This is a genomic window from Leptolyngbya sp. AN10 (assembly GCF_050565645.1).
In the GTDB taxonomy this organism is placed as follows: Bacteria; Cyanobacteriota; Cyanobacteriia; order Leptolyngbyales; family Leptolyngbyaceae; genus Leptolyngbya.
In genome coordinates this window covers 1-20,331 of record NZ_JBNXVP010000063.1, presented here as the reverse complement: position 1 = coordinate 20,331, position 20,331 = coordinate 1, and the positions used below count along the sequence as shown (strand labels likewise).

24 protein-coding genes and 1 pseudogene are annotated in these 20,331 nt (G+C 45.6%); 16 read left to right on the top strand and 9 right to left on the bottom strand.

Annotation, left to right across the window (positions count from 1 at the left end):
* Nucleotides 1-96 precede the first annotated feature (96 nt).
* Both ACQ4M5_RS38985 and ACQ4M5_RS38980 read right to left on the bottom strand, forming a co-directional pair.
* Nucleotides 97-2,724: a bifunctional serine/threonine-protein kinase/ABC transporter substrate-binding protein gene (locus tag ACQ4M5_RS38985; RefSeq protein ID WP_430681170.1), complete on the bottom strand. Its 2,628-nt coding sequence runs from the start codon at nucleotides 2,722-2,724 to the stop codon at nucleotides 97-99.
* 194 nt (nucleotides 2,725-2,918) lie between these two features.
* Nucleotides 2,919-4,124, bottom strand: a complete 1,206-nt coding sequence (locus tag ACQ4M5_RS38980) for an NB-ARC domain-containing protein (protein WP_430681169.1) — start codon at nucleotides 4,122-4,124, stop codon at nucleotides 2,919-2,921.
* Nucleotides 4,125-4,392: 268 nt separating this feature from the next.
* On the opposite strand from ACQ4M5_RS38980, the gene ACQ4M5_RS38975 reads away from it, so the two are divergent.
* The 3 genes from ACQ4M5_RS38975 to ACQ4M5_RS38965 all read left to right on the top strand — a co-directional run bounded on the left by ACQ4M5_RS38975 (nucleotide 4,393) and on the right by ACQ4M5_RS38965 (nucleotide 6,314).
* Nucleotides 4,393-5,457 (top strand): S1 family peptidase, encoded by a 1,065-nt coding sequence (locus ACQ4M5_RS38975; protein ID WP_430681168.1) that lies wholly within the window; start codon nucleotides 4,393-4,395, stop codon nucleotides 5,455-5,457.
* Nucleotides 5,458-5,640: 183 nt separating this feature from the next.
* Nucleotides 5,641-5,919 carry a hypothetical protein gene (locus tag ACQ4M5_RS38970; RefSeq protein ID WP_430681167.1) on the top strand — a complete coding sequence of 93 codons (279 nt, stop codon included), beginning with the start codon at nucleotides 5,641-5,643 and terminating at the stop codon, nucleotides 5,917-5,919.
* Complete coding sequence (locus ACQ4M5_RS38965) at nucleotides 5,919-6,314, top strand: type II toxin-antitoxin system VapC family toxin (RefSeq protein WP_430681166.1); 396 nt, start codon at nucleotides 5,919-5,921, stop codon at nucleotides 6,312-6,314. Before ACQ4M5_RS38970 ends, ACQ4M5_RS38965 begins: the two co-directional genes overlap by 1 nt.
* Nucleotides 6,315-6,416: 102 nt before the next feature.
* Here ACQ4M5_RS38965 and pntB read toward each other — a convergent pair whose 3' ends face one another.
* Both pntB and pntA read right to left on the bottom strand, forming a co-directional pair.
* Nucleotides 6,417-7,805 (bottom strand): Re/Si-specific NAD(P)(+) transhydrogenase subunit beta, encoded by a 1,389-nt coding sequence (gene pntB, locus ACQ4M5_RS38960; RefSeq protein WP_430681165.1) that lies wholly within the window; start codon nucleotides 7,803-7,805, stop codon nucleotides 6,417-6,419.
* A gap of 9 nt (nucleotides 7,806-7,814) precedes the next feature.
* Nucleotides 7,815-9,422 (bottom strand): Re/Si-specific NAD(P)(+) transhydrogenase subunit alpha, encoded by a 1,608-nt coding sequence (gene pntA, locus ACQ4M5_RS38955; RefSeq protein WP_430681164.1) that lies wholly within the window; start codon nucleotides 9,420-9,422, stop codon nucleotides 7,815-7,817.
* A gap of 298 nt (nucleotides 9,423-9,720) precedes the next feature.
* Here pntA and ACQ4M5_RS38950 point away from each other — a divergent pair, with 298 nt between their 5' ends.
* The 13 genes from ACQ4M5_RS38950 to ACQ4M5_RS38890 all read left to right on the top strand — a co-directional run bounded on the left by ACQ4M5_RS38950 (nucleotide 9,721) and on the right by ACQ4M5_RS38890 (nucleotide 18,501).
* Nucleotides 9,721-10,446 carry a Uma2 family endonuclease gene (locus ACQ4M5_RS38950; protein ID WP_430681163.1) on the top strand — a complete coding sequence of 242 codons (726 nt, stop codon included), beginning with the start codon at nucleotides 9,721-9,723 and terminating at the stop codon, nucleotides 10,444-10,446.
* Between the two features lie 117 nt (nucleotides 10,447-10,563).
* Nucleotides 10,564-11,076 carry a DUF2808 domain-containing protein gene (locus ACQ4M5_RS38945; RefSeq protein WP_430681162.1) on the top strand — a complete coding sequence of 171 codons (513 nt, stop codon included), beginning with the start codon at nucleotides 10,564-10,566 and terminating at the stop codon, nucleotides 11,074-11,076.
* A gap of 94 nt (nucleotides 11,077-11,170) precedes the next feature.
* Nucleotides 11,171-11,317 (top strand): 50S ribosomal protein L34, encoded by a 147-nt coding sequence (gene rpmH, locus ACQ4M5_RS38940; protein ID WP_026149018.1) that lies wholly within the window; start codon nucleotides 11,171-11,173, stop codon nucleotides 11,315-11,317.
* A gap of 8 nt (nucleotides 11,318-11,325) precedes the next feature.
* A complete protein-coding gene (gene rnpA / locus ACQ4M5_RS38935; RefSeq protein ID WP_430681161.1) occupies nucleotides 11,326-11,673 on the top strand; it encodes a ribonuclease P protein component in 348 nt (115 codons plus the stop codon).
* A complete protein-coding gene (locus ACQ4M5_RS38930; protein WP_430681160.1) occupies nucleotides 11,663-12,061 on the top strand; it encodes a PH domain-containing protein in 399 nt (132 codons plus the stop codon). Before rnpA ends, ACQ4M5_RS38930 begins: the two co-directional genes overlap by 11 nt.
* Before the next feature lie 84 nt (nucleotides 12,062-12,145).
* Nucleotides 12,146-13,306 carry a membrane protein insertase YidC gene (gene yidC / locus ACQ4M5_RS38925; RefSeq protein WP_430681159.1) on the top strand — a complete coding sequence of 387 codons (1,161 nt, stop codon included), beginning with the start codon at nucleotides 12,146-12,148 and terminating at the stop codon, nucleotides 13,304-13,306.
* Between the two features lie 11 nt (nucleotides 13,307-13,317).
* Nucleotides 13,318-13,821: a protein jag gene (locus tag ACQ4M5_RS38920; RefSeq protein ID WP_430681158.1), complete on the top strand. Its 504-nt coding sequence runs from the start codon at nucleotides 13,318-13,320 to the stop codon at nucleotides 13,819-13,821.
* 47 nt (nucleotides 13,822-13,868) lie between these two features.
* Nucleotides 13,869-14,162: a DUF433 domain-containing protein gene (locus tag ACQ4M5_RS38915; protein ID WP_430681157.1), complete on the top strand. Its 294-nt coding sequence runs from the start codon at nucleotides 13,869-13,871 to the stop codon at nucleotides 14,160-14,162.
* A complete protein-coding gene (locus ACQ4M5_RS38910) occupies nucleotides 14,159-14,494 on the top strand; it encodes a DUF5615 family PIN-like protein (RefSeq protein ID WP_430681156.1) in 336 nt (111 codons plus the stop codon). The genes ACQ4M5_RS38915 and ACQ4M5_RS38910 overlap by 4 nt, the downstream gene beginning before the upstream one ends.
* Nucleotides 14,495-14,589: 95 nt before the next feature.
* The gene (locus ACQ4M5_RS38905; protein ID WP_430681155.1) at nucleotides 14,590-15,090 is read left to right on the top strand and encodes a YceD family protein; all 501 of its coding nucleotides are present in this window, start codon (nucleotides 14,590-14,592) and stop codon (nucleotides 15,088-15,090) included.
* A gap of 51 nt (nucleotides 15,091-15,141) precedes the next feature.
* Entirely contained in the window at nucleotides 15,142-16,665 is a 1,524-nt protein-coding gene (locus ACQ4M5_RS38900) for an AAA family ATPase (RefSeq protein ID WP_430681154.1), read from the top strand.
* 3 nt (nucleotides 16,666-16,668) lie between these two features.
* On the top strand, nucleotides 16,669-17,109 hold the full coding sequence (locus tag ACQ4M5_RS38895) for a DUF29 domain-containing protein (protein WP_430681153.1): 441 nt from the start codon (nucleotides 16,669-16,671) through the stop codon (nucleotides 17,107-17,109).
* A gap of 63 nt (nucleotides 17,110-17,172) precedes the next feature.
* A complete protein-coding gene (locus ACQ4M5_RS38890) occupies nucleotides 17,173-18,501 on the top strand; it encodes an ATP-binding protein (protein WP_430681152.1) in 1,329 nt (442 codons plus the stop codon).
* Here ACQ4M5_RS38890 and ACQ4M5_RS38885 read toward each other — a convergent pair.
* The 5 genes and pseudogenes from ACQ4M5_RS38885 to ACQ4M5_RS38865 all read right to left on the bottom strand — a co-directional run bounded on the left by ACQ4M5_RS38885 (nucleotide 18,496) and on the right by ACQ4M5_RS38865 (nucleotide 20,189).
* Nucleotides 18,496-18,970, bottom strand: a pseudogene (locus ACQ4M5_RS38885) (ATP-binding protein). The gene ACQ4M5_RS38890 and the pseudogene ACQ4M5_RS38885 overlap by 6 nt on opposite strands.
* Nucleotides 18,971-18,998: 28 nt before the next feature.
* Nucleotides 18,999-19,139, bottom strand: a complete 141-nt coding sequence (locus ACQ4M5_RS38880) for a hypothetical protein (protein ID WP_430681151.1) — start codon at nucleotides 19,137-19,139, stop codon at nucleotides 18,999-19,001.
* A complete protein-coding gene (locus ACQ4M5_RS38875; RefSeq protein ID WP_430681150.1) occupies nucleotides 19,140-19,385 on the bottom strand; it encodes a hypothetical protein in 246 nt (81 codons plus the stop codon).
* The gene (locus tag ACQ4M5_RS38870) at nucleotides 19,385-19,681 is read right to left on the bottom strand and encodes a hypothetical protein (protein ID WP_430681149.1); all 297 of its coding nucleotides are present in this window, start codon (nucleotides 19,679-19,681) and stop codon (nucleotides 19,385-19,387) included. Before ACQ4M5_RS38870 ends, ACQ4M5_RS38875 begins: the two co-directional genes overlap by 1 nt.
* A 49-nt stretch (nucleotides 19,682-19,730) precedes the next feature.
* Entirely contained in the window at nucleotides 19,731-20,189 is a 459-nt protein-coding gene (locus ACQ4M5_RS38865; RefSeq protein ID WP_430681148.1) for an NADAR family protein, read from the bottom strand.
* Between the last annotated feature and the right edge of the window lie 142 nt (nucleotides 20,190-20,331).

Here is a 20,331-nt window from a genome sequence, read left to right as displayed (position 1 = left end):
AACGCTGTAATCCTAATTAGCTTGAGGAAAGTTTAACATCTGCATTAAGGTAGGCATATTAAGGTTTACATCAAATTGGCAAGTTAACTTTAGGATTCAATCGAGGATAGGACATTGATTACGATCAAGCGGCTCGAAACTAGAGGTAAATTCTGTTTGACCCTGCGAGTTTTTTATCTCTTCAACCTTGATCCCAACTAATATCCGACCCCGCAAACCTGTTCGCTCTCCATTTTGGAAAGCAATAGAGACATCTCCCTTTGTGACACGACTTCTGAACCCCGAACCTAAGCTTTTAAGTTTCTCAACAATCTCTGTAGTATCAAGACTTGGTACGTTATTCGTTCTCGCCTGCAAAAATAATTCACCAAGAACCTGAACAGCTTCATAAGTTTGTGCAGTTCGACGGTTGAAGCCCCCCAAATTTGTAGTTTCATTGATGAAACCTTGTGAGGCGTTACAATTTCGATCCCAATCCACTGCAAGCACCACTCTCTCTAATGCTCTCTTATTAGGTTGATAAACTTTTGTTGGTTCTGCATAAAGCGGATTTGAGCCAAGGATAATTCGATTGCCATTATTAGCGTTGATAACGTTGTAAGCTGATCCAGTTGACGTATCTCCTCCACTTCTTCCATCGACAAACAATGCGATCGCATCAATATTTTGATGTTTTTTCAGTGCTTTTTCTGCCTTGAAGGTCGATTTTGTCAGATCAAAGTCCTCATCATTCTCATCGTTGACCACAAACCATCCTGCTGACACCTCTTGTAATGCTTGCCGAAACTCTCTAAGCAAGTCTTCACTGTAAATCTCGTTCTTGCTGTAGAACGCTGCGATTCTCAGTTCTCGCTTATTGATAAGCTCAGGTTGCGCTTGAAGATACCTAACAAGTCCTTGGACTTCTTCTCGTGTGGTTGAAGTCGTTCTGAAAAAAACCTTGTTGCCATCTTTACAAGCCTCGCGAAATGATTCCCATTGATTATTCTGACCCCGAACGGAACGAGCATTGCTAGTCGGAGAGATCAATGCAACTTTACTATCGCTATAGGTCTGCAACGCGCTGCAAGTTACCTGACTCGTGTAATGCCCCACGACAGCTAGAATTTTTGGATCTGATTGACTCACTTGCTGCGCCACTGCTTGTGCTTTATCTTTTTCATTGTTGTCGTTTGCTATACCAATCATTAAATTGACCGGAGGCTGCGATCTCTCCACAAAGTAATTCTGTGCCAAGGCAGCCCCAATGAGCATCTCATTACCTTCAAATTCTCCCACTGGCGCAGTCAATACAATCCGATAAACAGGCGAATTGCTCTCCAAGCTTCGTTGCATTGACAGTGCATTATTGCGATAGATCAGAGTTTGAAAATCAAGCAGCGCCCGTCTTGCATTCTCGCGTTCTTGCTGTTCAGTGCCAGATTTTAACTGTTGATTTGCCTTAATTCGCAGGCTATCAAAATATTCATAAGCCTTTTTGTAATCTCCAGCCTCATTAGTATTTTGGGCGATTCCATAGGCTTCAACTCCTTGTTTTCTTAATTTGGCATAGCCTTCTGCTAGAGATCGATCAAATGCTTGATTCCCAAAATTAATTCCGGCGATTTGAATGCCCTCTGGGCGCGGTTTAGTACATTCATGAACCCCTAAAACGATTAGACCTAAAAAGGCAAGAATAACAATCGGAATAGCAATTCTCCGCCACCGAAAACGGGGATGTCGTGATCGTTTTGATTTAGGTCTAATAATGATTACGGGTTTTCGAGGATTGACTGGTTTAGGCTTCTTTCGCTCTAAATCTTGTTGCAACTGACTAACACGATCAACGATTTCCTGCGCTGTATGAGGACGATTTTCAACACTCCGCTCACAAAGCTGATTGATCAGTGTAATTAGCTTTGATTTGGGAAAAGATGTCTTCTTCTCCCATGACGAGTTGCTTAACTGGTCTTGATCCAATAAATCTGGCGGCGTTCCGGTCAGTAGATGTTTGAAAGTGCGTCCTAGTGCATAAAAATCCGATCTCGCTTCAGCCCGTTGCTCAATTTGTTCGGGTGCAGTGTAGCCAGGACTGCAAAATATCGTCGTGGGTTTTCCTGGCATGGGAATGCCTCTAGCAGCACCGAAATCAACCAGAGCAAGTGTCTTATCTGGTTTGCAGATGATGTTAGATGGCTTAATATCACGGTGGATGTAGCCCTCACTTCGGGTGTGAATCAGCGCAAGAATCTCGGCTAATTGCTTCAACCATTTGAGCGCGATCGCTTCATCGGTCAGACGCGAACCGAGATCGAGCCAATGCTGAAGATTCTCACCCTCGATTTTTTTCATCACTAGACATCTTAAAGAAGTCGGTATGTTCGCACGTCGAGGAAGCGGCAGCAAAAAATTAGTGACGTATCTTGGAACTCCAACGTTTTCTAGTTCCATTAAATCTGCCAGCAGTGCAACTTCTTTCTCAAACGCATCAGTTAAGATTCTTTGATCCTGTTTGCGTGCTTGATCTTCAGTCTGAACCTGTTCAAGCGCCTTTAAAACCAATGGAGTTTTGGGATTCGTCAAGTTCTCCGCTTCGTAAACGGTGGTATAAGTATGGTCGTTTCGCTGCATTAGCCGCCGCAGACGAAACCGACCGTCAATTAGAAGAGCCGTTTGGCAGAGCGAGCAGCGATCTGCATCGTCTGGGTTTTCAGAGTTACAGCGGGGATTGATGCAGAAGCTCATAGAATAGGCACACACTGAATATTATTTTACCTTGAAGCAAGCTTGATCTCTGCATATAATTTGCCACAAAAATATCCTAGTTGGAAGGTCAAGCACTGATGAATTCAAGGGGTTGACTTCAGAGATGCAAGTACGGTGAATTAAAAATCACACGTCTTAAGCCGTGTATCTTTTCAGTGTTCTTAATACCGCAATTACTCTAATCGTTTCCGTTGGATGAGCTTCTTCAATACGAGTTGTAATATATACGCAGTACTCGAACCTTCTGAAACGAGTTCTAAAAGCGATCGCCGTTCTAGCTTGGCAATAGCTCGATCAAATTCGTACTCCGGCATCGTCAGGGATAAGCGCGATCGCAATTCCTCTTTTGGGAGCGCCACCTCAGATTTTGCCAAGCTGATTAAGATCTCTTGTTGGGTGCGATCGAGGTGTTGCCATTGTTCCCGAAAAATCGCTTCGATCCGGTCAGGAATCATCATCGTTCGGGTCAAGAATTGCTCACAGTGACCGCTGTAGTCCCGCAGAATCGAGGAGGCTGCGAGTTTCAGCGCTAGTGGGTTGCCATCATATCGGCTCCGGAGTTGTTGGCTCATCAGTTCGTCTACCGTTAACCCTTTCGCGCTCAAAAGTTCGTGAGTTGCTTGCACATCTAGCCCTTTCAATTCATACGATCGCGCAACTTCATCCGTAGCCGAACTAATCTCGCTGTGTTCGTTTCGTGTCACCACTAAAATACAACTACGATGCTTTCTCAGACTAAAATACTTAAAAAGTTGCTGAAGCTGAGATGATTCCGCTGGCTCTTCATACTCTACAGCTTGGTGAAGCACAATCAATGTCCGTCGCTCATTCAATGCTTGCAGTAGTCGCACCATTTGCTGAGGTAAACTCTGCCGTAGTTCAATCTCAGGTGTTGCTGAGGTCTGTGATCGTAGCTCAATCACTAAATCGGTAATAATGCCTTCAATCGGTTCAGTATAGCTAAAATCTCGCCAAGTCGAGCGGTCAAACTGATTCTGAATCCGCCGCGCTAACCGTTCTGCTAACAAGGTTTTTCCCATACCGCCTAATCCGTGCAAAAACACGATGCGACAGCGATCAGTGACGATCCACTGCTCTAATTTGTCTAGTTCTTCTGTTCGCCCATAAAAGTTAAGTTCTAGCGGTGCGCCTTCCAACTGATGCGATGCCGCACGTAAGGCGACCTCGATTGGATTGAGTCCTAAGACATTACAAAACGCATTAAAATGTCGTGCCCGAATCGGTCGTTTTGAATAGAAAAACTTTAGCCAGGTTTCTTCCGACAGTTCATACTTTAATTCGGCTCTAACTGCCTTACAGGGGCAGTTTTCACTGCCGATGATAAATCCTCCGCGTTTAAATGCGTCTTTAATGAGCATTTTGCCTTTGGTTGATGCTTGCAATCCCATATGTCGCGCAAGATGATAGAACAGTCCGACTCTACCAGATGGGTCTATTGTTGTTCAATGGCTGAGACTCTTTCCAAAACAGATCCAAGAACAGACCCAGATAGAACTATCTTCTTCTAAAGCAATTCTGTACAACAGATAGTGTGACTTAGAAACACAGCTTTAAGTCTTCACGGTGACTGATTACAACGAATTAGCTTGATCTGCTCCTACATATTAGCTAAGAGGATAGTCTTCCATGTTTAACTTATCAGTATGGCGATTGATTGCGATCGCAGTGTTCTTTACTTCGTTTTCTACTACCGTTTCCGCAGCACCTCCTTCGACCACACGCTCAGAGAATTCAATTGCTGCAAAAGCTTCAGATTTGTTCGATAGCCGCAATTTTGCCGAGTACCTTGAACCCCACGTTGCTCAAGTTGTGAATGGGTATGAAGCAAAAGTGTACTGGGCAAAAACTAAAAAAACTTACACAGTTAGACTTCTTGGTTCGGGTTCGGCTTTCTTTGTGAGTCAAGATGGCAAGATGATCACTAACAATCATGTTATTGATCTTTCAGAGAAGCCAAGTGAGGAGCAGGTTCTGAGAGCTTTTGTTCGCGATCGCATTCAAGAAGACGATCCAAACTCGGATGAATTTTGGGCTGATGATTTTCCGTCTCAAGTCACGATCTCTGAGCTTACAACTGTTGAAGAAGTCAGGTTCTCGAATGGCGAAGCGCGACCTTACACAGTGATCAAGGCAGGTGGAGGTCAGGGGATTGATCTGGCGCTAATTCAAGTAGAAGGCATTCGTAATGCACCAGCTTTGAAATTAGCCACCTCTGATGCTCGCAGCTTGTCGCGGGTGATCTCGATTGGATTTCCTGGTGTTATTGGTACTCTTTTCCCGAATCCGAGAGCAACAGTCGGTGAAGGTACAGTTTCAGGAAAACAAAAGATGGAAGATAGCTCTGATGTGCTACAAACGACTCTGCAAATTTCTGCTGGTCATTCTGGGAGTCCAGTGTTGAACCAGCAAGCAGAAGTAGTTGGTGTTGCAACCTTTGTCGCTAGAGAGGATGAGCGGTATAGCTTTGCTTTGCCTGCAAGTGATATTTTAGCTTTTCTTGAAGCGGCAGGAGTGAGCAATCAAGCGAGTGAAACGAGTGCAATCTATCGAGATGCGATCTCGCTCTACAATCAGGGCAATGCGGGTTCGGCACTGTCGAAATTCTTAAAGGTCAATACTTTGTTTCCTTATGATGCTCAAATCCAGGAGTTTATTGAAAACTGCCGGCAGCGCATCATTGGTAAATTGTAAGTTGTGGGTAAGAATTTGAATGAAGAGTGTCTCTAGTTGAGATGCTCTCTAAGTTTTTTGCAGTTTGCTTGACCGTCGCTGCCCACTATTGCTTGAACCCAACGACGCAGTATCAGCAATAAATTAACGAACTTTCCTGAATCCAAATTAAGATAAAATTAGAGATTTAGGAGAGTTCGTGTCATGACTCCACAACTTGAAGCGGCGATCGCTGCAATTCAACCGCTAACATTAGCAGAGCGACAACAGTTGATTCAAATTCTCACGCAAAATAGCGACCTAAAAACTCTAAGTACTCAATTTCGCCAAGGAACAACAGTGCAAGAGCTATTGTTAGCTCAATCTCCTAAAACAGTTCACAATCCCAAAGAGCTTGCTGCTGACTTTTTTCCTGAAGAAGACTCGATCGAGGAATTTCTCAATTTTTTGCAGCAACAACGTCAATATAATCGTGAGCCTTGATGAGCCTTCTTCTGATTGATACAGATGTTGCGTCTTTCATCTTCAAAGGCAGCGACTATGCTGATCCATACATTTCACTACTCATCGGCAACGAGTTAGCACTCTCGTTCATGACGGTTGCCGAACTATTTCAATGGGCAATCCTGCGTCAATGGGGAGATCGTCGCCTCGCTCAACTAGAGCAATATTTATCGAATTATCTCATCATTCCGACTGACCAACTGCTTTGTGAAGCATGGGCAAGCGTTCGGGTCGATCGACAAAATGCAGGAAGACCGATTTCACCTCAAGATGCTTGGATCGCAGCCACAGCAATCCGCCATAATCTGCCTCTTGTCACTCATAATGCTAGGGACTTTCGTGCAATTTCCAATCTACAGTTGCTTTCTCCTTGAAAAAATCGCCGATCGAATTGCTCCGATCAGGCGATTACATGACATTTGACCTTGAAAGACGCAAAAGCCTAGAAGCTTCTGCGGTTGCGAAACGCAACGAATTTAGGCGGCGACCAATGCAGCTAATTTGCTCAAAATTGCATCGGTATTATTCTTCGCATCGCCAAAAAGCATATAGGTGTTTTCCTTGTAGAACAATGGATTTTCCACACCTGCATATCCACTTCCCAGACTGCGTTTAAGCACGATCGCGCTTTTCGCTTTCCAAACTTCCAAGACTGGCATTCCCGCGATCGAACAGTCTGGATCTTCGACTGCACTCGGATTTACTGTATCATTTGCACCAATTACCAACACAACATCAGTTTCAGGAAAGTCATCATTGATCTCATCCATTTCCAAAACAATGTCATACGGCACTTTCGCTTCTGCCAATAAAACATTCATGTGCCCTGGAAGCCTTCCCGCGACTGGATGAATCCCAAACCGAACATTCACACCGCGACTTCTCAATACCTTAGTAATTTCAGAAATCGGATGTTGTGCTTGTGCAACTGCCATTCCATATCCTGGAACAATGATCACACTGTTGGCGTTTTCCAATTGCTCGATCGTGTCTTCAACAGAAATCGATTTCGCCTCACCTGTCATTGTTTTCGCTTTAGAACTATTCCCCGTTCCAAAGCCGCCCAGAATCACACTGATAAACGATCGATTCATTGCCTTACACATGATATAGCTCAGAATCGCGCCACTACTACCAACTAATGCACCTGTAATAATCAGCAAATCATTCGAGAGCATGAACCCTGCTGCTGCTGCTGCCCATCCTGAATAGCTATTCAACATTGAAATCACAACAGGCATATCTGCGCCGCCGATCGCCATTACTAAATGCACACCCAGAACACCCGCCAGTCCACTCATGATCAACAATGCTGTAGTGGATTCATTGTTCAAAAACTGTGCTCCTAAAAGGACACAAGCGACTAACAATCCAATGTTTAGAATGTGCCGTCCTGGAAGCATTAAAGGCTTGCTGCTGACTAAGCCTCGAAGCTTACCGAAAGCAACGATCGAGCCTGTAAACGTGACTGCACCAATAAACACACCAATGAAAATTTCGACTTGGTGAATCGTTGCCTCTGCTCCCGTCAATGTTTGCGGTTGTAGATGGTTTGCAATTCCCACTAACACCGCTGCCATTCCCACAAAACTATGCAACATTGCAACTAATTCGGGCATCTCAGTCATTGCAACCCGACCTGCCAGAATTGCGCCAATGATTGCTCCAGGCAAAATTACAGCAGCTAACACCCCGTAGCCAGTAACATCACTGCGAAGAACGGTTGCGAGAAATGCGATCGACATTCCTGCAATTCCGTACCAGTTCCCTTTCTGTGCCGTTTCCTGATTCGATAACCCGCTCAAACTCAAAATAAACAATGCACTCGCGGCAATGTAAGCCACATTAGAAAGACTGTCAAACATTGCACACCTCTATTGTTTTTGGAACATTTTGAGCATTCGCTGAGTAACCAAGAAGCCACCTGCGATATTGATCGTGCCGATCAGGATTGCGATCGCGCCTAAAATCGTCGTTGCAGAAGTCGGAATGCCCGAAATCTGAAGCATTCCACCCAAAATAATGATGCCGCTAATCGCATTCGTCACACTCATCAAAGGTGTATGTAGCGCGGGTTTCACATTCCAGATTACTTGCCAACCGACAAAGCAAGCGAGAACGAATACAGTGAAGTGACTGAGGAAAGATGGAGGTGCGATCGTGCCAATTCCTAACAGTGCAACTCCAAGAAGTACTGTCCAGATCCAAGTCGGTTTTGCCGATCGGGTTTGAACAGTCGGAACTTCAACAACGGGCGTTTCAACTTTCTGCGGTTGTGGTGCAACTTTAGGTAAAGGCTCAACGGTTTCACCTTGATGTAGAACTAATGCACCTCGAATCACTTCATCGTCTAAATCAACGTGATAGTTATCATTCCGCCCCATATCATCGAGCAAATGACACAGATTCTTACCGTAAAGCTGACTTGCCTGTGCTGCCATCCGACTCGGTAAATCAGTTAGTCCAATGATCGTGACACCCTGATATCGAGAGATTTCGCCTGGTTTTGTAACTTCACAGTTTCCACCTTGCTCGGCTGCAAGATCAACAATCACAGACCCTTCTCTCATGCTCTCAACCATTTCTGTAGTAATCAAAGTTGGAGCTTTCTTACCCGGAATCAATGCAGTTGTGATGATGATATCAACTTCTTTCGCCTGAGCCGCGAATAGTTCCATCTCAGCTTTGATGAACTCAGGACTCATCGTTTTCGCATAGCCACCCTGTCCGGTTCCATCCTCTTCAAATTCCAACTCTAGGAATTCTGCTCCCAAGCTCTGAACTTGTTCTTTCACGACTGGGCGAGTATCGAATGCTCGAACGATCGCACCCAACGATCGAGCCGTTCCCACCGCAGCAAGTCCCGCAACTCCCGCTCCAATCACCAACACTTTCGCAGGTGGAACTTTCCCTGCGGCGGTAATTTGCCCCGTGAAAAATCGCCCAAACTGGTGTGCTGCCTCAATGACCGCTCGATATCCAGCAATATTCGCCATCGAACTGAGCGCATCCAATTTCTGAGCGCGACTAATCCGAGGGACGGCATCCATCGCCAATACGGTCGCCTTTCGACTCGCCAAATGTTCGACCAATTCTGGATTCTGATTCGCCCAAATAAAACTAATTAATGTTGCGCCTTCATGCAGCAAATCTGCTTCATGTTTGTTTAAGTTTGAATTCCAAATTGGCGATCGAACTTTCAGAATCAAATCTGAATAAGACCAAAGCGTTTCCGTATCAACAATGATTCGACAACCTGCATCTAAATAAGCTTGATTTGAAAAGTTTGCGGCTTCTCCTGCGCCAGATTCAACTAAAACTTCAAAACCATATTTCTGCAAAATCTTTACCGTGTCTGGAGTTGCTGCGACTCGACATTCTCCTGCATAAATTTCTTTTGGAATTCCAATCTTTCGATAGATGGCGGGAGTCTGATCTGGCAAACGTTCCGCCCCTGATTCTTGATCGATCGCGATCGTCATGCTGTCTCCTCAGTTGATGCGTATATAACAGCTTTTCTCAGTCATACTCGAAAACACAAGAACTTCAATCCCTTGCGTTTCAAAAAGTAATTAATTAGACAAACTTCCAAAAATTATAGGTTCAGAATATGAGCGATCGGATAAAAACTTTTATGAGTTTCACTTCTTAAATACTTCATCAATAAATGTCAAAAACTAGCTGCTGATTTCATAACTTGAAATCTAAATTTAATTTATTTAATAAAGCATCAGAACAAATGCTCTGCTAAAATTCAATCATTGGCGTTTGGACGAAGCCATGACACAAGCAATTCCAAAAGATACGTTGCTGGCTCACGATGCCCCCTTCCCCCCTCCCGGTTTATGGAGCGACGAACCTCCCTTGGAAAGTGATTTACATCGTGATCAAATCGATTTACTCGTTCGCCTGATTCGCTGGATATTTCGCCCGAATGGAATCGGCGATCGCAGTGATGTCTACGTGGCTGGAAACTTAACGGTTTATTACAGCCCAAATCAGAAAAAATCAGAATTCTTCCGGGGTCCAGATGTCTTTGTCGTGCTGGGAACTGATCCGCGTCGTCGGAAGAGTTGGGCAGTTTGGCATGAGAATGGACAATACCCAAATCTGATTATTGAATTGCTGTCCGACTCTACAGCGGAAGTCGATCGAGGTGAGAAAAAACAAATCTACCAATCGATCTGGCGCGTTCCAGAATATTTCTGGTTCGATCCCGTCACCCTCGAATTTCAAGGCTTCCAACTCATTCACGGACAATACGAATCTCTAGCGCCAAATTCGCAGGGTCATTTTTGGAGTCAAGAGCTTGGCTTTTATCTGGGAATTCACGATCGACAACTTCGCCTCTTCACCGAAAACGGTTCTCTCGTTCCCCTCCCCGAAGAAGCCGCAGAAGAACGAGCAGAACAAGCCGAACAACGTGCAGACGAAGCCGAACAACGTGCAGAGATTCTAGCCGCAAAACTGCGAGAATTAGGAATCGATCCCGATCAACTCTCGTAGGAACAAAATCAACCTCGATCGTGTCTCTACTCGGTAGCCCCTCACGCCCATTCCTGCTAATCTCAATGTTTAATGCACTTAACCCCTAATTTATCTATGTTGCTGAAAGGATGTTCAATGCGTCGGATCGTCTCAACGCTCGCAGTCGCGGGTAGTTTAGTCGCGGCGGTTCCTCTGGTTGCGTTCGCTCAAGGTCTGCCCGGATTGACCATCTTCAGCGGCGTTCAACCGGGAAGACAACTGAGTTACCGACTTGATTTTGGTGGAAATAGCGGATCTTTCGATCGCTATCGTTTACGAGTCGGACGTGACAAAGTGAAAGTCGCGATCGCTCAATTCTCGATCGATTACCCGAACTACTTCCGAGGCACATTCGATCCGAACGCGGTCGAACTGATGGTGAACGACAAAAAAGTTCCGATTCAGGAAGTGAAATGGGAGAGGGATAATTACGTGATTCAAGTGTTCCCTCAAGAACCCATTCCCGCAGGCTCGAATGTCGAACTGATCTTCTCGAACGTGAGAAACCCCAACAATGGTGGAATGTACTACTTCAACGCTCGCATTCTCTCACCGGGAGATGTCCCTCTTCTGCGAGATTTGGGAACCTGGATCATTACGATTCAGTAATTGAAAATCGTGATATGCTAGTAGACTGTGACTTTTCCCGCAGTCTACTTCTTTTTTGCTTGGGAATTAATATCGACTCACTGGAGCCACGGACATGACGAAGCGCACTTTAGGCGGAACAAGCCGCAAACGCAGACGGGTATCAGGATTCCGCGCTCGGATGCGGACTAAAAATGGACAAAAAGTAATTCAAGCACGTCGTCGTAAAGGACGGTTGCGCCTGTCGGTTTCGACTTCCTGATTGCTATTTTGCTGCCAACAGAGAATCGACTGAAACATCGGCGAGATTTTGATGCTGTCTATCAGCGAGGATTTCGTCGAAGTTCTCATTGTTTTACCCTCAGAGTGCTGAGATGTCCGGATCAACCGACGCGGATTGGCATTTCAATTAGTAAGAAGGTCAGCAAACGCGCTGTAGTTCGGAATCGGATCAAACGACAAGTTCGATCGATTCTGAGAAGTTTTTTGCCGAGAACAAAATCGGGATTCTCGATCGTCATTGGTGTGCGAATCGAAGCGACAGAGTGTGATTATCCCCAATATCTGCAAGAATTAGAGCAGTTATTGGTCAAAGCTGAGGTGCTGAATGGCAGTTAAGGAAGAAGTCTTCTACGAAGGCGGACCGCATATCGGGGATTTGATTATTAACGTTCTCTTAGGATTCACGGTGATTTGCTTGCCGCTAACCGTGGGCGCGATCGTTAGGGCACTTTGGTTACGATATCGCATCACAAACCGTCGAATCAGTGTCGTCGGCGGCTGGCAAGGACGCGAGCGCTCTGATGTGATCTATTCGGAAATTACGAAAGTCGTGACGGTTCCGCGCGGAATTGGCACGTATGGCGACATGGTGCTAACGCTTAGAGACGGTAGCCGACTTGAGCTTCGGGCGATTCCCAAGTTTCGAGAAGTCTACGACTTTATTAACGATCGACTTTCCGAAAAGGCGAAAAAAGCCAGCGGTAGTCTCGGAAGTCAACCGTAAATTTGCGCCTTGAGCGTTACACTGGATTTGGCATTTTTGTAATGCCTCAAACCCTTTAGACCCTAGTAGGTAGACGGAAAGCGAATGGACTTTGGTGTAAGTTTCTTATCCAATAACGTGATGCTGCCGATCCTGGATTTTTTCTACGGGATCGTGCCGAGCTATGGGTTGGCGATCGTAGCGTTGACTCTAGTCATTCGCTTTGCCCTCTTCCCGCTTAGTGCAGGTTCAATCCGCAGTATGCGCCGCATGAAGGTCACTCAGCCTGTGATGCAAAAGCGCGTTAAAGAAATTCAAGAACGGTATAAGAATGATCCTGCGAAACAGCAGGAGGAAATGAGCGCGGTTTACAAAGAATTTGGCAATCCGTTGGCTGGATGTTTGCCAGTTGTTCTACAGATGCCGATTCTATTCGCGCTGTTTGCAACTCTAAGAGGATCGCCTTTCTCGGATGTGCCTTATACGGTGAATTTCCAGATTGCGCCTCAAGCCCAAGTGGAACAGGTTGCACCGCAAGCATTTGTCACGTCGCCTCAAAACGTTTACGTGGAAGATGGCGTTCACGCAAAAATTAGCGCGATCGCTCCTGCTGGCACTAAACTCGCTGTTGGTGAAAAAACCAAGATTGAGTTCCAGACCGCAGAGGGTAAGCCCTTTTCGCAACTTCTCACTGAGTATCCTGATAGCCATCTCACTCCAAGATTCAAAGCGACGACTGGAGCAGAACGCATCAAGATTAACGATGACGGCACGATCGAAGCGCTTCAACCTGGAGATGCGACGATTCAAGCTTTCGTGCCTGGGATTGCTGCTGATAAAGGCTTCTTGTTCATCGATCAGCTTGGACGAGTTGGAGCCGTTGATCCAGATGGCACGTTCCACTGGGACATCATCGGCATGATCGTGTTCTTTGGTCTTAGCTTGTACATCAGCCAATTGATTTCGGGGCAAGGCTCGACAGGTAATCCTCAGCAAGACACCATCAACAAGGTTACGCCTGTGATCTTTTCGGGGATGTTCTTGTTCTTCCCGTTGCCTGCGGGTGTCTTGATGTACATGGTGCTGGCGAACATTTTCCAAACGGCTCAAACCTTCATTCTGTCGCGTGAGCCACTGCCTGAGAACCTGCAAAAATTGGTGGATGCGGATGCTGCGGCAACAGCAAAAACCAGCGGCGGAAGCGCTAAGTCTGATGGTGGGGATGATTCTCTTCCCTTTGAACCTGGTCGTAAGAAAAAAGCATAGTGTTGGGACGTATGGCTGAAACTCAATTACAGCAGCGCGGTCAGGAGTGGCTCGAAACTTTTCTAAAGTTAGCTGCATTTCCGGCAACCGTAAGCGCTGAAATCCGAAATACCTCCGCTGAAAAAAGCTGCTGGTTGACAATCGACCATACTTCCCTTCAGCCTGCTCAAATCGAAGCCTTGCTTAGTAATAAAGGCGCGGTACTCGATTCGATTCAGTATTTGGCAAGTTCGGTTCTGAATATTGGGCAGGAAGAACAGATTGCTTATACGATCGAGATTGATGGCTATCGCGCTCGTCGATTGAAGGAACTCACTGATATTGCTGAGAATGCTGCCGCGAGAGTGCGTGAGACTGGAGAAGAATACGAAATCAAATCGCTTTCTTCCGCCGAGCGCCGCCAAGTGCATTCAATGCTTCAAGACAGCGGAGACATTGAAACGTTTAGTCGTGGGCAAGAACCCGATCGACGTTTGGTAGTTCGGTTAGCTGGATCAAGTCCAGAAGAATCTTAGCTTTGCTGTCTTCTACACTAGATGAATAGTGTCAAAGGATGACTCTTATGGCTGCCGAAACTGCTTCTCGATATGTAACTCGTAACGCTGACATTCTGAGCGGAGAACCAATCATTACTGGAACTCGCACGTCGGTTCGAGCGATCGTAGGACTGTGGCGGCTCGGAATCATGCCAGAAGAAATTCCAACCCATTTTCCTCATTTAAACTTGGCGCAAATTTTTGATGCGCTCAGTTTTTATCTCGACCACCAGGAAGAGATTAATCAGTACATTGAGCGCAACCAAGTTCCAAACGAATTAGTGCATCCATCTGTAAAATCAGTGCTCAATCCGTTGTGATAGCGCTCTATACAGATGAAGACATGTCCGCTTTGGTGGCAACACTTTTACGTGCTCGTGGAATTGATGTCGCAACCGTTCCAGAGCAATCAACGCTAGGGAAAAGCGATCGTGAACAGCTTGAATTTTCGACCTCCCTCGATCGCTGTTTGGTAACTCATAACCGAGTTGACTTTGAACGGCTGCACCTACAATTCTTAGAGGAAGGCGAGCAACATTCAGGAATTATTGTTGTGCCACAAAAAGGAGCGTATGAGATCGCGCAACGAATCGGCATTTTAGTCAGTTCGGTAACGGCAGAAGAAATCAAAAACCAGTTACTCTATGCCTGAGAGTCTGTCTAATTCGATAAACTGGTGTTGTACACGGCAGACAACTGGCATTAAACCTAATTTTGTCATTCATTAAACGCTTCAACTAACGTCGTATGGAAGCTATTCACATTCCTCGCCTGATTCAGTATCCGGAGCAGACTAAGACGATCGAGTTCAAGACGCTCCTCAAAGATCTCAAAACGCTTACTCCGGTTCAAGGTTGGATCAAAATCACGCATCAAGGCAATTTTCTCGAAATTTCAGCGAAGGCAGAAGCGATCGTAACTTTGACGTGCCACCGTTGTTTGCAGCAGTTTAATCACCGACTCGCGATCGAGCCGAGCGAAATGATTTGGCTCGACGAAAACGCCGATCAGCTTGATGAATTGCCGCTCGACAAAGAGCTTTCGATGGAGGATCTGGTTGAAACCTTATCGCCAAACGGTTATTTTGATCCCGAAACTTGGCTCTACGAACAACTTTCGCTCGAAATTCCGCAGCGCCAACTCTGTGAGCAAGACTGTGGAGGGATTGAAGTCGCGGACGAGATCAAAAATCCAGGGATCGATAGCCGTTGGGCAGCATTACAAGCTTTCAAAGGGCATCTCAATTAGCTGGATTAGTTGTACGGTAATAGAAAGACCGTACCTTAAGAAAAGCTATTTATGAGTTTTAGCGACGAATTCAATCTGCTAGTCCGGGCGCGTTATCCGATTATCTACATTCCGACTCGCGAAGAAGAACGAGTCGAAGCTGCGATCGCACAATCCGCCAAAGCCCAAGGCGATCGAGCCGTCTACACCTGGGATTTTGTCGATGGCTACCAAGGCAATCCCAACGATGTCGGATTCGGTAAACGTAATCCATTACAAGCACTTGAATTGGTTGAGAAACTTCCGATGAGTGCCCCAGCAATCTTTATTCTGCGGGACTTTCATCGATTTTTGGAAGATATTTCGATCTCGCGCAAACTAAGAAATCTAGTTCGACTGCTCAAATCTCAGCCTAAAAATATTGTGCTGTTATCGTCTCAGCTTTCGATTCCGGATGATTTGAGCGAAGTGCTAACGGTGCTTGAATTTCCGCTTCCAGGCGCAGCAGAGATTAAGGGCGAGATTGAACGATTAGTCAGTGCGACTGGACATCGACTTGAACCGAAGACTATGGATGAACTCGTTCGATCGTGCCAAGGATTGTCGATCGAGCGAATTCGTCGTGTTCTTGCCAGAGCCTTCGCGCTTCATGGTGAACTTCGCCCCGAAGATGTTGAATTAATCCTCGAAGAAAAGCGTCAAACGATTCGTCAGACTCAAATTCTAGATTTCTATCCAGCTAAGGAAGATATTTCTGATATTGGCGGATTGGATAACTTGAAGGATTGGCTGATTCGACGCGGGGGATCGTTTAGCGATCGAGCGAGACAATATGGACTCCCGCATCCGAAAGGCTTGATGCTGGTAGGAATTCAGGGAACCGGAAAATCCTTGACTGCGAAAGCGATCGCGCATCACTGGCATTTACCGCTTCTAAGATTGGATGTCGGTAGATTGTTCGGAGGCTTAGTCGGAGAATCCGAATCCCGAACTCGTCAAATGATCCAGCTTGCTGAAGCACTTGCCCCTTGCGTGTTGTGGATTGATGAAATTGATAAAGCCTTTTCAGGTGTAGACGGTCGAAGTGATGCGGGAACGACGAGCCGAGTATTTGGAACGTTCATCACTTGGATGGCAGAGAAAAAATCGCCTGTGTTTGTAGTTGCAACTGCGAATAATATTCAAGCTCTACCGCCAGAGATGTTGCGGAAAGGTCGGTTTGATGAGATTTTCTTTGTCGGACTGCCCACACAAGAAGAACGTCGATCGATTTATTCCGTTCATCTTTCCCGCCTACGACCGCACAATTTGAAGCAATATGATCTCGATCGATTAGCTTACGAAACTCCAGATTTCTCAGGAGCTGAAATCGAGCAAACCTTGATCGAAGCGATGCACATCGGTTTCAGTCAAAATCGCGACTTTACCACCGATGACATTCTCGAAGCCGCCAGCCAAATTGTTCCCCTCGCTCGAACCGCTAAAGAACAGATTGATTTTCTGCAAGATTGGGCGGCAGCAGGAAAAGCAAGACTCGCATCGAAACATAGTCAATTGAGCGATCGTATTCAGCGCCAACTTCAGCAACCGGAGTAAATCATGACTCAGACAAAAACGCTCTATGAGATGGATTATCTGCAATGGGTTGAAACGATGGTCGATCGCTTACGAAAAGGCGACTACGACAGAATTGATTGGGACAATTTAATCGATGAGATCGAGGATATCGCAAGGAGTCAGCGACGCAGCTTGAAGAGTAACCTGATTGTTGTGTTGCTGCATCTTCTCAAATGGCAATATCAACCTGAAAAGCGAAGTAGTAGCTGGGAATCGAGTTTACTAGAGCATCGGTATCGCCTTCGAGATGACATTCAAGATTCTCCCAGTCTCAAGCCTTATTTTGAAACAGTTCTTGCTGAGTCCTATCTGAGAGCGGCAAGACAGGCGAAAGCTGAAACAGGATTACCTTTAGAGACGTTTCCCACTGAATGTCCTTACGAGTCGGCTTCAATCTTGAACGATGACTTTTTACCGGATTGAGGAGAGATTCATCGATCGCGTTCTTTAGTGTTACTCTAAACTCTGAAATTCCCATGCGATCGTATGTCTCAGCCTAAACTCACAAAACGTGTCTCAACTGCCCTCGTGAATGCGCTTAGTGCTGGTGTTGTGCCACGAGTGGGCTTAGATCATATCGCGGTCGGTCGTGAAAAGGAAATTGCCGCGATTCAGCAAGATTTTGAGCATATTGCCAATGGTGGTGCAGCGTTCCGGTTTGTGATTGGACGCTATGGAGCGGGGAAAAGCTTTACGCTCCAACTAATTCGCAATTTGGCGATGGATAGCGGGTTTGTTGTAGCAGATGCGGATATTACGCCCGATCGACGTTTGGTCGGCAGTCAAGGGGCAGGAGTCGCCACTTACCGCGAACTGATGCGAAATCTAGCGACCAAGAGCCGTCCGGAGGGTGGAGCTTTAACAATCATTTTGGAGCGTTGGATTGCAGCCATTCAAGCGCAAGTCGCTCAAGAAACCGGACTGAAGCCGAATGAGGAAGGTTTTGATCAACAGGTCGAAGCACAAATTCGATTAGTCACTCAGGACGTTGCGGATTTGGTGAATGGATTCGATTTCGCGACTGTGATCATTGCGTATTGGACGGGTTATCGATCGAATGATGAAACCAAAAAAGAATCCGCCATGCGCTGGTTAAGAGGAGAGTTTTCGACCAAAACCGAAGCGAAAGCGGCGTTAGGGGTTCGGGTTATTATTGATGACGATTCTTGGTATGACTACATCAAATTGATTGCTCGATTTGCAGCAGATATTGACTACAAAGGATTGATCATCATTCTTGATGAAGTGGTGCATTTGTCGAAGATTCCGACTGCGATCGCTCGTCAAAATAACTATGACAAGCTTTTAGCAATGTTCAATGATGCGATGCAAGGGAAAGTCAGCCATCTTGGAACTTTGATCGGTGGGACTCCTCAGTTTCTAGAAGATCCGAGACGCGGATTGTATAGTGATCCAGCGTGGCAGCGTCGGACGGCTCAGAGTCGAGTCGTTCAGAGTGAAGCGATCGACACTAGCTCCCCAGTAATCTATCTAGAACCACTAAATGACAGCGAACTTCAGGTTTTACTACAAAGAATCTCGAATGTTTTTTGTACTCACTATGAATTGAAAAAACAGATTAGTTCAAGTGAAATTACTAACTTTATTGCTGCGGTACGAGGCGGAAAAATTGGAACCGAAACCCGTTTAACACCAGGTGAAATCATTCGTGACTTTATGACCGCATTGAATCTTTTACAACAAAATCCGCAGCTTAAATTCAATGAGTTAATCAACACTCAGCAGTACCAATCTGCAACCGTAAAAGAAACGCAATCTGCAACCGATGATGAATTTGCTGAGTTTACACTATAGAAAGTTTTGAATTATCCATTGATCAACGTCCTGATCAGGTGCGTACAGAATTGCAACTTCATCCGATCGAGGTGGCTCAAAAGAATTCCACATTTCATCGATGATTGTTGCTTTCACTCCTAATCTAGTTTGAGTTGTTTCATTCTGCTTGATTCTGCTGCGAATCTCATCGATCGAGATATCCAAATAAACCACGATTGTTTGATAGCTGTATCGTTCTGCCAGATTTCGATGTCGATCGCGTAACCATCGAAAACAACTGGTGTCATCTAAAACAATGTCTTTTCCGAACGGCATCCATTGTTCTAATTGTTGGTGTGCGATCGCGTGTTTTCTCCCACTCTTCAACGGGAATTCCTTCACCCCCAAACAGCGATCGAGCTTCATTAATTTCATCTAAGCTGATGTACGAACAGTGCAAAACCTCACAAATTGATTTTGCTAACGTTGTCTTGCCAGAGAAGGGCATTCCGCACATCAAATAAAGTGTTTGCATTTCACGATACTACCGATGTGGGCAGCAATGTAATTTTGACTTCCCCACCTGCTCTAGCTTCGATTTCTAACTTGTAGTCTTCTAGCAATCCCATTCCAATTAATGAGCCTGTCTCTGCTGCATTGATTTCAACTCGCTTCATTTATCCATCCCAGATGATCGAGCCAGCGTACATTTCAAAATCTTGAATACTTCCATCACCCAAAATGCCTTCTTGAATTCCTTGAAGCGTGAACTGTAGTTCGTCAATGATTGCTCTAGGTAATGTTAAATCTCCTGTAAATCCCGTATTAATCACTGCTCTGATGCTTCTCAAGCGTTTGTTGTCACCGACGATCGCAATCTGAAGAATCGCCTCACGGTTTGCGTTTACCCTTCCGGTCATCATTACAGTTCAGTCGCTCCGGAGTAGCCTATCCGATGAACTGCGCGGTGTCCGATCCGAACGAACAAAATTTGGGCATCAGGATGACGAACCAGCAATTGATCAGAAGCCGTTAAGCTATCTTTTGCCACCTCAAAATCTCCAGTTTCGATATCAATGGCAACAATCTTTCCGCGATTACTTTCCTCGACTTGCGATCCTTGCGGCATTTTCAAAGCATCGCGCACTTGGGTTTCATAAATTTCATGTCCCCGCCGCACAATTTCTTCTTTGTCGTATCGAAGCCGTCGCGTTGTCATGGATTTGATCTCGATTTAACAGGTTATTTTATTCTATCGAAGTCATCACCTATTTAGATTCAGCAATCTCATTCTGAAGACGATCGCGAAGTTCCATCAACAATTTCCCCAACATATTCCGCCCACTACCATCGCCACCATCGCCCCAATAAGAATCGTTCCGTGTATGTTCGACTAACACGGTATTACCTGTTGCAAGCAGCTTCTCCTTCAAATCTGGATGTTGAGTGAATTTGGCGTACAGTGCTTCGCGCATGACATCATCTTTCACCGCTTCCCAATCTGGGCGTAGAGGTCTAGATCGATCTCGTCCCATATCTGCTGCTTCGCGTGGGCTTTTGGCTTGTCGAATCTCTTCTTCGTGCGAGGTTCCTGGAAACTTCTGCGCTTGAAAGTAATGTTCTGAAGTTGCCCAGGTTTTGCCGTTGATGTCGATCGAGTAACGGGCAAAGTTCGAGAAGTAACCGTAGGGTTTATCGAGATGGTAAAAGTTGATAGTTTCGCTCATCTTAGTTCTGTGCAGTGTTGGGCGACAATCATATTGACCAAATGACGATTACGTAGTCCAGCATCGAGATCAAGTTTTAGACCAAGATCGGGATCAAGAATGAGATTGATTTGAGACTAAAATGAATATTGAGAAACTCTAC

Excerpts from the sequence above, each read along its gene's own strand:
- ACQ4M5_RS38945 (WP_430681162.1), top strand. The coding sequence starts at position 10,564 with ATGCGTCGGATCGTCTCAACGCTCGCAGTCGCGGGTAGTTTAGTCGCG.
- yidC (WP_430681159.1), top strand. The coding sequence starts at position 12,146 with ATGGACTTTGGTGTAAGTTTCTTATCCAATAACGTGATGCTGCCGATC.
- ACQ4M5_RS38865 (WP_430681148.1), bottom strand. The coding sequence starts at position 20,189 with ATGAGCGAAACTATCAACTTTTACCATCTCGATAAACCCTACGGTTAC.
- ACQ4M5_RS38950 (WP_430681163.1), top strand. The coding sequence starts at position 9,721 with ATGACACAAGCAATTCCAAAAGATACGTTGCTGGCTCACGATGCCCCC.
- pntB (WP_430681165.1), bottom strand. The coding sequence starts at position 7,805 with ATGTTTGACAGTCTTTCTAATGTGGCTTACATTGCCGCGAGTGCATTG.
- ACQ4M5_RS38915 (WP_430681157.1), top strand. The coding sequence starts at position 13,869 with ATGGCTGCCGAAACTGCTTCTCGATATGTAACTCGTAACGCTGACATT.
- ACQ4M5_RS38875 (WP_430681150.1), bottom strand. The coding sequence starts at position 19,385 with ATGATGACCGGAAGGGTAAACGCAAACCGTGAGGCGATTCTTCAGATT.
- ACQ4M5_RS38900 (WP_430681154.1), top strand. The coding sequence starts at position 15,142 with ATGAGTTTTAGCGACGAATTCAATCTGCTAGTCCGGGCGCGTTATCCG.
- ACQ4M5_RS38965 (WP_430681166.1), top strand. The coding sequence starts at position 5,919 with ATGAGCCTTCTTCTGATTGATACAGATGTTGCGTCTTTCATCTTCAAA.
- ACQ4M5_RS38880 (WP_430681151.1), bottom strand. The coding sequence starts at position 19,139 with ATGAAGCGAGTTGAAATCAATGCAGCAGAGACAGGCTCATTAATTGGA.
- ACQ4M5_RS38920 (WP_430681158.1), top strand. The coding sequence starts at position 13,318 with ATGGCTGAAACTCAATTACAGCAGCGCGGTCAGGAGTGGCTCGAAACT.
- rpmH (WP_026149018.1), top strand. The coding sequence starts at position 11,171 with ATGACGAAGCGCACTTTAGGCGGAACAAGCCGCAAACGCAGACGGGTA.
- ACQ4M5_RS38980 (WP_430681169.1), bottom strand. The coding sequence starts at position 4,124 with ATGCTCATTAAAGACGCATTTAAACGCGGAGGATTTATCATCGGCAGT.
- ACQ4M5_RS38895 (WP_430681153.1), top strand. The coding sequence starts at position 16,669 with ATGACTCAGACAAAAACGCTCTATGAGATGGATTATCTGCAATGGGTT.
- ACQ4M5_RS38985 (WP_430681170.1), bottom strand. The coding sequence starts at position 2,724 with ATGAGCTTCTGCATCAATCCCCGCTGTAACTCTGAAAACCCAGACGAT.
- ACQ4M5_RS38970 (WP_430681167.1), top strand. The coding sequence starts at position 5,641 with ATGACTCCACAACTTGAAGCGGCGATCGCTGCAATTCAACCGCTAACA.
- ACQ4M5_RS38905 (WP_430681155.1), top strand. The coding sequence starts at position 14,590 with ATGGAAGCTATTCACATTCCTCGCCTGATTCAGTATCCGGAGCAGACT.
- ACQ4M5_RS38975 (WP_430681168.1), top strand. The coding sequence starts at position 4,393 with ATGTTTAACTTATCAGTATGGCGATTGATTGCGATCGCAGTGTTCTTT.
- ACQ4M5_RS38890 (WP_430681152.1), top strand. The coding sequence starts at position 17,173 with ATGTCTCAGCCTAAACTCACAAAACGTGTCTCAACTGCCCTCGTGAAT.
- pntA (WP_430681164.1), bottom strand. The coding sequence starts at position 9,422 with ATGACGATCGCGATCGATCAAGAATCAGGGGCGGAACGTTTGCCAGAT.
- ACQ4M5_RS38870 (WP_430681149.1), bottom strand. The coding sequence starts at position 19,681 with ATGACAACGCGACGGCTTCGATACGACAAAGAAGAAATTGTGCGGCGG.
- ACQ4M5_RS38930 (WP_430681160.1), top strand. The coding sequence starts at position 11,663 with ATGGCAGTTAAGGAAGAAGTCTTCTACGAAGGCGGACCGCATATCGGG.